Annotated in this window: 11 protein-coding genes; 4 read left to right on the forward strand and 7 right to left on the reverse strand. The window is 74.0% G+C overall.

The window, feature by feature from the left end; all coding sequences use genetic code 11:
- From DZG00_RS06905 to manA, 4 genes are all read right to left on the reverse strand, one after another.
- Window positions 1-980 (reverse strand): glycosyltransferase family 2 protein (locus tag DZG00_RS06905; protein WP_233550091.1); only part of this gene is annotated, 980 nt, incomplete at its 3' end.
- A gap of 93 nt (window positions 981-1073) precedes the next feature.
- Window positions 1074-1391 (reverse strand): WhiB family transcriptional regulator, encoded by a 318-nt coding sequence (locus tag DZG00_RS06910; protein WP_119382255.1) that lies wholly within the window; start codon window positions 1389-1391, stop codon window positions 1074-1076.
- Between the two features lie 150 nt (window positions 1392-1541).
- Window positions 1542-2510, reverse strand: a complete 969-nt coding sequence (gene galE / locus DZG00_RS06915; RefSeq protein WP_119382256.1) for a UDP-glucose 4-epimerase GalE — start codon at window positions 2508-2510, stop codon at window positions 1542-1544.
- A gap of 34 nt (window positions 2511-2544) precedes the next feature.
- A complete protein-coding gene (gene manA / locus DZG00_RS06920) occupies window positions 2545-3849 on the reverse strand; it encodes a mannose-6-phosphate isomerase, class I (RefSeq protein ID WP_119382257.1) in 1305 nt (434 codons plus the stop codon).
- 164 nt (window positions 3850-4013) lie between these two features.
- Between manA and DZG00_RS06925 the strand changes: the two genes are divergently transcribed.
- The 3 genes from DZG00_RS06925 to DZG00_RS06935 all read left to right on the forward strand — a co-directional run bounded on the left by DZG00_RS06925 (window position 4014) and on the right by DZG00_RS06935 (window position 8076).
- Complete coding sequence (locus DZG00_RS06925) at window positions 4014-5192, forward strand: acyl-CoA dehydrogenase family protein (RefSeq protein ID WP_119382258.1); 1179 nt, start codon at window positions 4014-4016, stop codon at window positions 5190-5192.
- 100 nt (window positions 5193-5292) lie between these two features.
- Window positions 5293-6729, forward strand: a complete 1437-nt coding sequence (locus tag DZG00_RS06930) for an O-antigen ligase family protein (protein WP_233550092.1) — start codon at window positions 5293-5295, stop codon at window positions 6727-6729.
- A gap of 48 nt (window positions 6730-6777) precedes the next feature.
- Window positions 6778-8076: an O-antigen ligase family protein gene (locus tag DZG00_RS06935; RefSeq protein ID WP_119382267.1), complete on the forward strand. Its 1299-nt coding sequence runs from the start codon at window positions 6778-6780 to the stop codon at window positions 8074-8076.
- A gap of 27 nt (window positions 8077-8103) precedes the next feature.
- On the opposite strand, the gene DZG00_RS06940 is transcribed toward DZG00_RS06935, so the two are convergent.
- The gene (locus tag DZG00_RS06940; RefSeq protein ID WP_311135799.1) at window positions 8104-8727 is read right to left on the reverse strand and encodes a histidine phosphatase family protein; all 624 of its coding nucleotides are present in this window, start codon (window positions 8725-8727) and stop codon (window positions 8104-8106) included.
- 177 nt (window positions 8728-8904) lie between these two features.
- Between DZG00_RS06940 and DZG00_RS06945 the strand changes: the two genes are divergently transcribed.
- Window positions 8905-9828, forward strand: coding sequence for a decaprenyl-phosphate phosphoribosyltransferase (locus DZG00_RS06945; RefSeq protein ID WP_119382268.1), 924 nt, complete (start codon window positions 8905-8907; stop codon window positions 9826-9828).
- A gap of 39 nt (window positions 9829-9867) precedes the next feature.
- On the opposite strand, the gene DZG00_RS06950 is transcribed toward DZG00_RS06945, so the two are convergent.
- Window positions 9868-10980 carry a glycosyltransferase family 4 protein gene (locus DZG00_RS06950; RefSeq protein ID WP_119382265.1) on the reverse strand — a complete coding sequence of 371 codons (1113 nt, stop codon included), beginning with the start codon at window positions 10978-10980 and terminating at the stop codon, window positions 9868-9870.
- A gap of 10 nt (window positions 10981-10990) precedes the next feature.
- A partial coding sequence (locus tag DZG00_RS16985) for a hypothetical protein (RefSeq protein WP_158587795.1) occupies window positions 10991-11726 on the reverse strand: 736 nt, incomplete at its 5' end.

Consider the following 11726-nt stretch of genomic DNA (forward strand, 5'->3'; position numbering starts at 1 on the left):
CGACCGCGAGCGGCTGGCGCAGGGACGCGATGCTCGACCACGGCGCCGCCCGGACGGCGGCGGCTGGCGCGGATACGTCCCGGGGCGACGGCGACGCGCACGGCGGCCCCGATCTCCCCGGGAGCGGCGGTCGGCCGCTTGCGGAGCATCTGCAGCAGGGCGCGCAGGATCGCGAGCGGGACCAGCGAGAGCCAGTGGAACGGGACGGCGGCCGGCGGCGCGTAGGCGAGGCGGCGGTGCAGCTGGGCCTGCCGACGCAGGCGGCGGCGACGGCGGCGCGGCGTGCGCTTCCCGAGGAAGGCGGTGCCGGGGGCGGCGTCGCCCGCGGAGGCGACGCGCGCGGCGGGGACGACCACGACGCGGTGGCCGGCGAGCCGGGCGCGGACGCAGAGGTCGAGCGCGTCGTCGATGACGGGCAGCGCGTCGTCGAACCCGCCGAGCTCGTCCCACAGGCGGTGGCGCACGAGCATGCCTCCCGCGGCGACGCCGAGCACGTCGCTCATGTCGTCGTACTGCGCCTGGTCGAGCTCGACGTCGACGACCGGCACGGACGCGCCGAGCGTGGTGATCGTGCTCCCGAGCTCGTGGATGTAGCCGGGGTGGTCCCACTCCATGGTCTTCGGGCCGGCGACGGCGACGCTCGGCGACGCCTCGACGGCGGCCAGCAGGCGCTCGAGCGCGTCGGGCGCCGGCGCGTTGTCGGCGGACAGCAGCCAGAGCAGCTCGTGGTCGCCCTCGGGCGCGGGGATCACGCGGACGGCCTGGTCGACGGCCTGCCCGAAGGTCATCCGCGCGGGAGCCTGCACCATGCGGGTCGGATCGGACGCGGCGAGGAGGGCGGCGGATCCGTCGCGGGAGCCGAGGTCGACCGCGACCACCTGGTCGGGCCGCCGGGTCTGCGCGGCGAGCGCCTGGAGGGTCCGGTCGAGGAACTGCGCGCCCTCGTGGGCGACGAGGATCGCGGTTACTCGTGGCTGCATGACAGGGGAGACCCTACGTGGTGCGTGGTGGGGATCCGCCGCAGCCGGACGGCGCGCCGGGGAGCCCGCGCCTCGGGGGCGCGGTCGGCCGGGTCAGACCGCGCGCTTGCGGAGCTTGCGTCGCTCGCGCTCGGAGAGCCCGCCCCAGATGCCGAAGCGCTCGTCGTTCTCCAGCGCGTACTCGAGGCATTCGCTGCGCACCTCGCACGAGCCGCAGATCTTCTTGGCGTCGCGGGTGGAGCCGCCCTTCTCGGGGAAGAACGCCTCGGGGTCGGTCTGCGCGCAGAGCGAGTCGGCCTGCCAGGCCAGCGGGTTGGCGTCGTCGACGCTGCGGACGCCGGGGACCCCGAGTCGGACGGGGTCGACGAACCAGTCGTCAGGGACTCCGGCGTGGTACTCAGGTAGTGCCATGTCACGATCTCCCCACGCGGCAAGGGGCACCCGGCCGGCCCCAGCTCATCGTCATAATTACACCGGTGTAACTCGCTCGCGTCAAGCCGCGGAGGGTAAACCCTCAGCCGCCCCTCGAGGGTTGCGACGCGCCGCCGCTCGCCCTCGGCGCTAGGCCGCGGCGCCGGCCTGCCGGGCCCGCCAGGCGCTCGTGACCATGTCGTCCAGGGTGTGGCGCATCGCCCAGTCGATGTCGCGCTCGGCGAGCTCCCCGGACGCCACGATGCGCGCCGGGTCGCCGGGTCGGCGGTCGCGCACCTCCGGCTCGAACGCGATGCCCGTGGCGTCCGCGATGGCCGTCATGATCTCCCGGACGCTCACGCCCGCCCCGCTGCCGAGGCAGTACACGGGCTCCACGGGCTCGCCCGCCTCGAGGCGCCGCGCCGCCGCGACGTGCGATGCCGCGAGGTCGACCACGTGGATGTAGTCGCGGACGCACGTCCCGTCGGGCGTCGGGTAGTCCCCGCCGTAGATGCTCGGCGTGCGGCCCGCGAGCAGCGCGTCGAACACGAGCGGGAAGAGGTTGTGGGGGCTGGTGTCGAAGTAGCCCTCCTCGCCGGATCCCACGACGTTGAAGTAGCGGAGCGAGGCGTGGCGGAGGCCCGCCGCGATGCCCTGATCGCGGAGGAGCCACTCGCCGATGAGCTTCGACTCGCCGTACGGGGACTCGGGCGACTTCGGCGTGCGCTCGTCGACCAGGTCGACGTCGGGCGTCCCGTACACGGCGGCGGAGGAGGAGAACACGATGCTGTCGACGCCCGCGCGCTGCATCTCCTCGAGCAGCACGGCCGTGGCCGTCACGTTCTGCTCGTACGTGTGGAGGGGCCGCTGGACGGAGACCCCGGCGTACTTGAAGCCGGCGACATGGACGACGCCGCGGATGTCGCCCGAGCCGAGGATGCTCGCGAGCAGCTCGCGGTCCAGCACGGATCCCCGGTGGAAGGGCACGCCCTCGGGCACGAAGGACGCGTGGCCGCTCGAGAGGTCGTCGAGGACGACCGTGTCGATGCCGGCGCGGGCGAACGCGGAGACGATGTGCGAACCGATGTAGCCGGCGCCGCCGGTGACCAACCATGTCATGCGGCAACCCTATCGACGGGCGTCCGCCCTCCGGTCACGCGGCGTCGTCGCCGTCCGCGTCGCCCGTCGCGGGCGCGGGCGTCGTCGCGAGGAACGCCTCGCCCTCGCCCGTGACGACGAGCCGTCCCTCGTCGGGCGTGACGAAGACGGCGTCGCCGCGGCGGATCACGACGGCCGAGACCTCGCCGCGGAGGGTCACCTCGCCCGCGGTGCAGAGCACGATCGCCGGCCCGTCGACCTCGACGACGCTCGCGCCCGCGTCGTCGTCCGCCGCGTCGCGCGTGGCCGGGGAGATCCTCGCCAGCAGGAAGTCGGGCACGTCCGGCCGGTACAGCTCGACGCCGGGCGCCGCGTGCTCCGGGGCGAGGTACGGCACGGGCAGCGCCTGGAACTCGAGCACGTCGAGGAGCTCGGGCACGTCCACGTGCTTGGGCGTGAGGCCGCCGCGCAGCACGTTGTCGGACGCGGCCATGAGCTCGATCCCGAGGCCGTGCAGGTACGCGTGGATGTTGCCCGCCGGCAGGTAGAGCGCCTCGCCGCGGCGGAGCGTCACGCGGTTGAGGAGGAGCGAGGTGACGATGCCGGGATCCCCCGGATACGCCTCCGCGAGCTCGCGCACCGTGCGCATCTCGGTCGAGAACTGGCGGCACTGCCGGTCGGATGCGAGGTTCGCGAGCAGCGTGACGCGGTCGACGAGGCGGCGCACCTCGGATCCGCCGCCCATGAGGAAGGCGAAGACGTCGCGCAGCACGTCCGCCTCGGATCCGGTCAGCCGCGACAGCACCGTGCGGATGACCCCCGGGTCGGAGTCGGGCCCCGACGCGTCGAGCGTGAGCAGCAGCGTGAACACGTCCCGCACCTCGCCGAGCGGCCGGAAGCCGCAGAGCGCGTGGAACTCGTCGCTGAGCGCGTAGACGAGCTCGGGCTTGTGCAGCGGGTCCTTGTAGTTGCGGTGCGGCGCGTCGATCGGGATCCCGCGCTCCTCCTCGTCGCGGAAGCCGCGGCGCGCGCGGTGCAGGTCGGGGTGCGCCTGCAGCGACAGCGGGCCGCCCGCGGCGAGGACCTTGAGGAGGAACGGGAGGCCGGGTCCGTCGCCCGGGCGGAGGCCGTGGGCGAGCGGGCCGAGGGTGGTCCCGGGGTCGGTGCGGATCCACTCGGAGAGCGTCGTCGCCCCGCCCGCGGACGCCGGGTCGACGACGCGGGTCGGCGAGCCGTCGTGCGCCCCGAGCCACAGCTCGGCCTCCGGACCGCCGGAGGGCTCGCGGCCGAGGAGCTCGGCGATGGCGGTGCGGGACCCCCACGCGTAGTCGCGCGGGGTGTTGGCGAGGGAGGTGAACACTTCGGATCCTGTCGGGCTTGGCGGCTACCTACAACGCCCGAGGGGGCGCGTCCTGTCCGGACGCGACCAAAGTACCAACCGATGACGATGCCGCCGGGACGCCGACCTAGGCTCGGCCGCGGGCGCCCGTCCCCGAGGGCGCCGACGGAACGCAACGGAGCATCGTGTCACTCACCCCCCTCATCGGCGACTTCTACGGCTACGAGTCCCGGCTCGGCGACCGGGAGAAGGAGTCCCTCGCCGACCTCCGCGCCTACCTCGAGGCCGAGGTCCGCCCCCATGTCAACGGCCTCTGGGCCCGGGCCGAGTTCCCGCGGCACGTGGTCGCCGGGCTCGCCGAGCGCGGCATCTTCGGCATGCCGTTCGCCGAGACCCGCCCCTTCGAGAACTCCGCGGTCTACCGCGGCTGGGCGGCCCTCGAGCTCGGCCGCGTAGACGCGAGCATCGCGACCGTGGTCGGCATGCAGAGCGGGCTCGTGATGGGCAGCGTCGCCGTCGCCGGATCCCCCGAGCAGCGCGCCGAGTGGCTGCCCCGGTTCGCGTCCGGCGAGATCCTCGGGTCGTTCGGCCTCACCGAGCCGCTGTCCGGATCCGACTCCGCCCGGGGCCTGCGCACAGTGGCCACGCGCCGCGGGGACGAGTGGAGCATCACGGGATCCAAGCGCTGGATCGGCAACGGCACCATCAGCGACGTCACCGTCATCTGGGCGAAGGACGCCGACGACGGCCAGGTGAAGGGCTTCCTGGTCCCCAACGACTCCCCCGGCTTCCGCGCCACGCGGATCGAGGACAAGCAGGCGCTGCGCATCGTGCAGAACGCGGACATCGAGCTCGACGGCGTCATCGTGCCCGAGCGGAACCGGCTGCAGAACTCGCGCTCGTTCGCCGACACCGCCAAGGTGCTCCGCCTCACGCGCGCCGAGGTGGCGTGGGCCGCCATCGGGATCTCGGTCGGCGCCTACGAGGCCGCCGTCGCGTACACGGGCGAGCGCCGGCAGTTCGGCAAGCCGCTCGGCGCCCACCAGCTGATCCAGGACCTCCTGGTCCGCAGCCTCGGCAACATCACGGCGTCGATCGGGCTGGTGACGCGCGCGTCCGAGATGGTCGACGACGGCACGCAGTCCGACGAGCACTCCGCCCTCGCGAAGGCGTACGCCACGAGCCGGATGCGCGAGACCGTCGCGTGGTGCCGCGAGGCCTTCGGCGGCAACGGCATCGTCCTCGACTACGACGTCGCCCGCTTCTTCGCCGACGCCGAGGCCATCTACTCCTACGAGGGCACCCGCGAGATGAACACGCTCATCGTCGGCCGTGCCATCACCGGGCACGCGGCGTTCGTCTGACGGACAGCGGGGCGGGCGGCGGGCCGCCCCGGGAGCCGCATCGCACCCCGCTCCCCTCAGGCGGCGGGACGCGCGCTCGCGGCCGGATACCCTGATGGGCATGCCCACCGCCAGCCGCCGAGCCCTCAGGAGCTTCGCGACCTTCGTCCTCGTCACCACGTTCGCCGGTGACATGTGGCGCGACAGCCTCAGCTGGTGGGGCTTCGGCGCCATCGCCCTGGCGGTGCTGGTCACCTGCATCACGCTGCTCGTCCGGTCCCGCCCCCTGCCGCGCCTGCGCGTGCTGCCGATCCCGCTGCTGGCGTTCACCGGCATCGCGGTGCTGTCGATCGCGTGGTCCCAGTACCGGCCGGAGTCGGCGCTCGGCGTCCTCATCCAGCTGTCGACGTCCATCGCGGCGGTGACGCTCGTCGTGCTGCTGTCGTGGTCGGAGATCGTGCAGGGGCTCGGCCGTGCCTTCCGCATCATCCTCGGGCTGTCGCTCGCCTTCGAGCTGTTCGTCGCTGTCGTCGTGCGCCAGCCCGTCATGCCCTTCTTCACCGACTACGGGCCCCGCGCGCCGGCCGCCTTCGCCTGGACCCGCGGCGAGCTGCTCAGCGGCGGGCGGATCCAGGGCGTCGTCGGCAACGCGAACCTGCTCGCCATGGTGGCGCTGCTCGGCCTCATCGTCTTCGCGCTGCAGTACGCGGCGCGCACGGTCCGCCGCCGCGACGCGGGCGCCTGGATCCTCGTGGCGCTCCTCACCCTGGCCCTCACCGGCAGCTCCACGGTCCTGGTCGCGCTCCTCATGACCGCCGTCGTGGCCGCGCTCGCGCTCATCGCCCGACGCGTCGGCATCCGCGGCCGCATCGTGCTGGCGGGCGGCGTCGTCGTGGCCGCCGTGGCCGGCGCCGTGGTCGTCGCCACGCGCACGGCCGAGGTCTTCGACCTCCTCGGCCGCTCGCCCGACCTCACGGGGCGGTTCGAGATCTGGGAGTCGGTGCTCGGCCTCGCGCAGCAGCACCCCGTCGTCGGCTGGGGCTGGATCGGGTACTGGGCGCCGTGGGTGCACCCGTTCGAGGGCCTCGCCGTCCGCAGCGGCGTCACCTACCTCCAGGCGCACGACGCCTACCTCGACGTCCTGCTGCAGGTGGGGGCCGTCGGGCTGCTCGTGTTCGTCTGCTTCGTCGTCACCACCTACGTGCGGTCCTGGTGGGCCGCGATCGACCGACCGCAGCACCGCCGCGACCGCGTCGAGCCGTACTCGACGCTCGCGCTCGCGCCGCTGCTGCTCATGACGGCCCTGGTCGTCCAGAGCCTCGCCGAGAGCCGGCTGCTGTACGAGGGCAACTGGCTCCTCCTCGTCGTCATCGCGGTCGCCGCCAAGTCCGGGATGGTCGCCCGCGAGGACGTCCCGGGGCCGGTCGACTCGCGTCGCCGGCCGGTGCGGCCCGAGTCGGGTGCTGCCGCCGCCGCGCCGTCGCCCCTGCCGGGCGCCGCACCCGCACCCGTCGTGTCCGCCCCGGCGCCCTCCGCCGCCGAGCCCGGCGTCGCCTGATCCGCGCGGCCGCCCGGTGCTCCGCCGACCGCCCGTGATATTCGACGCATGACGCACCCGACCCGCCTGCCGCTCCCGGAGCGCCTGCCCGACCTCCTGGGGTCGGCGCGCTTCTCGGCCGCGCTCACCCACTGCATCCTCGGCACGGCGGTCCTGGCGCACGCGATCCGCTCGACGATGGGCTGGGCCGGGCTCGTCGCGATCCTGACCGCCCTGGTGGCGATGGCCGCCGGATCCCTCGCGGCGAAGCGGGGCGACTGGGAGTGGCGGGGGCTCCTGCCCATCTCCCTGCTGGTCCTCGTGGGCTGGTGCGCGGCGACGCTGCTCTGGACGGCGTACCAGCCGGACGCGGTCGGCGGCGTGCTGTACCTCGCGGCGTCCGCGTTCCTCGCCGTCTACGTGGGCGTCGTCCGCGACCTCATCCAGATCGTGCGCGCGGCCGGGGACGTGCTGCGCCTCGTGCTGGTGTCGTCCCTCGCCCTCGAGGTGCTCGCGGGCCTGCTCATCGACGGCCCCATCCCGTTCCTCGGCATCCGCGGCGCGCTCGAGCGCCTCGGCCCGATCCAGGGGCTGCTCGGCGAGCGGAACGCCCTGGGGATCGTGGCCCTCGTCGCCGCCGTGACGTTCGCGGTCGAGCTCATGACCCGGTCCGTCTCGCGCGGCCGCGGCGTCTTCTCCCTGGTGGTCGCGGTCCTCGTGGCGTCGCTCACGCGGTCGTCCGTGATCCTCGGGACGTTCCTCGTGCTCGCCGTCGCGGCCCTCGCGCTGCTCGGCCTCCGCCATCTCGCGCGGCAGGCGCGCCCGCTGGCGAACAGCGCGGTCCTCGTGCTCGCCGCCGTCGCGGCCGTGCTGGTCGTGGCGTTCCGCTCCCCCGTGCTGCAGGTGCTGCAGGCGCGGCCCGACTACCTCCAGCGCGTCGCCCTCTGGCGCGAGATGCTGCGCCTCATCGACCTCAACACGATCGAGGGCTGGGGCTTCGTGGGCTTCTGGCGCCGGGACGCGTACCCGTACACGGCGCTCGACCTGGTGAGCCGCGGCGCGCAGGAGACCGGCCGGAACGCGTACCTCGACCTCTACCTCCAGGCCGGGCTCGTCGGGCTCGCGCTGTTCGCCGCGTTCTGCGCCCTGGCGCTCGGACGGTCCTGGGTGCTGGCCACCACCAAGCGCGGCGTCGGCTACGTGTGGACGGCCCTCGTGCTCGTCGTGCTGGTGGTCGCGTCGCTCGCGGAGAGCGTCACCATCGTGGAGTGGGGCTGGGTCCTGCTCGTGATCTGCGCCGTCAAGGCCGCGCAGGGCCGCAGCTGGCGGCACGGCCTCCCGCAGCCGGACCCGGCGACGACGTCGTAGTCGCGGCGGAGGAGCCCGACCGCGCGGTCAGACCGCGCCGGTGTCCGTGGAGGCGGCCAGCAGCCCAGGCGACGGCGCCCAGTAGCCGACCTCGCGGAACCCGTCCGCCGTGGGCTCGAACGAGGTGATGCTCGACAGCGCGCACCGGCGCTTGCGCGGGTCGTGGAAGAGCGGCTTCCCCGTGACGCTGCGGTGCGCCATCCAGATGGGCAGCTGGTGGCCGACGAGGATCGCGTCGGTGCCGTCGGGCGCGTCCGCCGCCGCGGCGGCCAGCTCGGCCCGCATGCGCGCGGCGACCTGCGTGAAGGGCTCCCCCCAGCTGGGCCGGAGCGGGTTCACCAGGTACCGCCACGCGGCGGGCTTGGCGAGGATGCTCAGGCTCACGTCGAAGCGGCCGCCCTCGAGCCTGCTGGACGCCTCGATGAGGCCATGACGCTGCTCGGGGTCGAGGCCGAGCGCCGCCTCCAGGGGAGCGGTCGACTCGAGCGCGCGCTGCAGCGGCGACGTGCGGAGGAGGCCGACGTCGCGGCCCTCCGCCACGACGCGCTCCGCGGCGGCCTGGGCCATGCGGCGGCCGAGGGCGGTGAGGCCGAACCCGGGGAGGCGGCCGTAGAGGATGCCGTCGGGGTTGTCGACCTCGCCGTGTCGCACGAGGTGGATCCTGGCTGCCGTCACAGGAGGGGGTTCCGTCGGATCTGCACCCGACGACCCTATCCGCTCGACCGCTCGGCGGACCCCGGGGCGGTCCCGCCGGCCCGGCCCGCCGGTTCGGCACCGGGCCCGCCGACCGGCTACGGTGACTCTGATCGCCCGACCAGGAGGACCACCATCAGCGAACCAGACCTCGTCCCCGGCACGACCGTCGGCAGCAGCACGTCGGTCATCGGCGGAGTCATCCGCACCGCGCGCGTCCGCCAGTGGATGAAGAACGTGCTGGTGTTCGCCGCCCCCGTCGCCGCCGGCGCGCTCTTCGAGCCGTCGCTGGTCCGCGCGGTCCTCGCCTTCGTCGCCTTCTGCCTCGCCGCGTCCGGCATCTACTTCCTCAACGACACCCTCGACGTCGAGGCCGACCGCGCGCACCCGCGGAAGAGGTCGCGGCCCATCGCCGCCGGCGTCGTCCCGGTGCCGGTCGCGGTCGTGGTCGCCGTCGTGCTCCTCCTCGGCGGCCTGGGCGTCGCCCTCGCCGGCGGCGTCGAGCTGGCCGCGGTGGTCCTCTGCTACGAGCTCGTGCAGATCGCGTACTGCATCTGGCTCAAGCACATCACCATCCTCGACATCGCCGTCGTCTCGTCCGGCTTCCTGCTGCGCGCCATCGCCGGCGGCGCGGCCACGGGCGTCGTGCTCAGCCAGTGGTTCCTGCTCGTCGCCGTCTTCGGGTCGCTCCTCATGGTCTCCGGCAAGCGCTACGGCGAGCTCGCCAGCAACCCCGACCTCCAGGGCGACGTCCGCGGATCGCTCAAGGGCTACACGCTCGGGTACCTCGGCTTCATCTGGCACTCCGCCGCGACGATCCTCATCCTCGGCTACAGCCTCTGGGCGTTCGAGCTCTTCACCGACCTGCGGAACCTGTGGCTCTCCATCTCGGTGGCGCCGTTCGTGCTCGCGGTGCTGCGCTACAGCCAGCACATCGACCGCGGGGACGCGCAGGCGCCCGAGGAGATCGCGCTCGGCGACCGCATGCTGCAGGTGCTCGCGGGCGTGTGGCTCGTGATCCTCGTCATCGGCCTGTACGTGCAGCCCGGCGTGGTCTGATCCACCGGGGCACGAGCGCCCTACGCCCGGGCGCCCGGCTCAGCGCGCGACCGAGGCGAACAGCTCCTCGTACGCGCGCGTGGCGGTCTCGACCCCGTAGAGCTCCTCCGCCCGCGCGGCCATCGCGGGGACGTCGTCCGTCCGGTCGGCGATGTCCTCGAGGGCGCGGGTGATGGCGGCGGAGTCGCGCGGCGGGACGACCACGCCGAACCCGGTCGTCCGCACGGGCTGGCGGACGCCGGGCAGGTCGGACGCGATGGCCGGGACCCCCGCGATCATGGCCTCGACCTGCACGATGCCGAACGCCTCGAACGCGTTGACCGAGGTGAGCGCGAAGGCGTCCACGGAGGCGTAGAGGTCGGGGACGTCCTCGTCCGCGACGAAGCCCAGCAGGCGGATCCGGTCGTCGCCTGCGATGCGCTCCTTCACCCGGTCGATGACCGAGCCGCCGGCGACCCTGGAGAAGTCGCCGCCGATGATCAGGCGCGCGTCGGGCCGGTCGAGCGCCGAGAAGCCCTCGACGAGGTACTCGATGCCCTTCTCCTCCACGATGCGACCGAGGAAGCCGACGTGCAGGCCGTCGGTCTCGCGGAAGGCCGGGCGTCCGCCGCTGCGGTCGTGGCAGCCGGGCGCGATGACGGCACGGCCGCGCACGAGGGCGGAGGCGATGCGCGAGTGGTCGGCGTAGTCGTCGCTCGTGACGACCACGCGCGTGGAGCTGTGCGCGGCGAGCACGCTCGAGCGGTCCATGACGGTGCGCTGGACGGCGTTCACCAGGCCGCTCGGCAGGTCCACGTCGCAGTGGTACGTGGTGACGACCCGTGTGATCCGCGCCGCGCGCCACGCGAGCGGCCCCGCCTCGACCATCGGCGCGTGGATGTTCACGACGTCCGCGTGCCGCGCCTCGCGGAGCACGGTGGGGATGAACGCCGGGCTGATGACCCCCTTGCCGAGCTGGAGCACGACGGGCGTGCGCACCACCCGGACGCCGGCGATCGTCTCCTCGACGGGGAGCGCGGCGTCGTGCCGCGTGGTGACCACCGTGACGCGGTGGCCGCGCTCGACGAGGCCCTCCGCGACGTCGCGTGCCACGTTCGTCAGCCCGCTGACGTAGGGCGCGTAGTAGGTGAGGGCGATGACGACGTCGGTCATGGGGTCTCCTTCAGTTCGTGTGCGCCCGCGCGATGCGGGCCTGCCGGGTCCCCACGGCGCGCAGCCGCAGCAGCGCCGTGATCCAGCCGATGAGCGATCCGGCGCCGAAGCCGGCCGCGATGGCCGTGGCCCAGCCGAGCGGGCCCTGGAGCAGAGCGGTCGACGCGGCGGCCGCCGCCAGGGCGATGACCCAGGCGAGCGACGAGTCGCGGTGCCGGTCGGTGGCGATGAGGGCCTGCGTCCCGATCACGAGGCCGACGTGCGCGAAGACGCCGAGCACGAGGATCCCGACGTCGAGCGCCGGCAGAGAGCGCCCGGTGCCGAACACCAGCGTGATCACCCAGGGCCCCGCGAGCGCGGCGACGACGCCCGCGACGACGCCGACGCCGGCGATGGCGGCCGCGAGGAGCGACATCCGGCGGATGAGGGCCGCGGTCTCCCCGCGGCGGACGTACGCGACGAGCGGCGGGACGATGAGCCCCTGCAGCGGCACGAGCATGAAGAGCGGGACGCGGGCGACGCTGAAGGTGGCCTGGAACGCGCCGGCCGTGCCGACCGTGCGGTCGAGCGCCGCGATGACGACCGGCCCGGCGTTGAGCAGCAGCTGCGCGCAGATCCCCGCGCCGAGGAGCGCGAGGTAGGCCCGGCGGATCCCGGCACCTGGCCCGGCGTCGACCTCGTCGACCACGGCCCCCTCGACCGCGAGGAGGGCGGGATCCGGGGCCGCGTCGGCCCGCGCCGCGCCG

Origin of the sequence: Clavibacter lycopersici, from assembly GCF_003576405.1 — a bacterium.
GTDB classification, from domain to species: domain Bacteria; phylum Actinomycetota; class Actinomycetes; order Actinomycetales; family Microbacteriaceae; genus Clavibacter; species Clavibacter lycopersici.

Excerpts from the sequence above, each read along its gene's own strand:
- DZG00_RS06910 (WP_119382255.1), bottom strand. The coding sequence starts at position 1,391 with ATGGCACTACCTGAGTACCACGCCGGAGTCCCTGACGACTGGTTCGTC.
- galE (WP_119382256.1), bottom strand. The coding sequence starts at position 2,510 with ATGACATGGTTGGTCACCGGCGGCGCCGGCTACATCGGTTCGCACATC.
- DZG00_RS06930 (WP_233550092.1), top strand. The coding sequence starts at position 5,293 with ATGCCCACCGCCAGCCGCCGAGCCCTCAGGAGCTTCGCGACCTTCGTC.
- DZG00_RS06935 (WP_119382267.1), top strand. The coding sequence starts at position 6,778 with ATGACGCACCCGACCCGCCTGCCGCTCCCGGAGCGCCTGCCCGACCTC.
- DZG00_RS06950 (WP_119382265.1), bottom strand. The coding sequence starts at position 10,980 with ATGACCGACGTCGTCATCGCCCTCACCTACTACGCGCCCTACGTCAGC.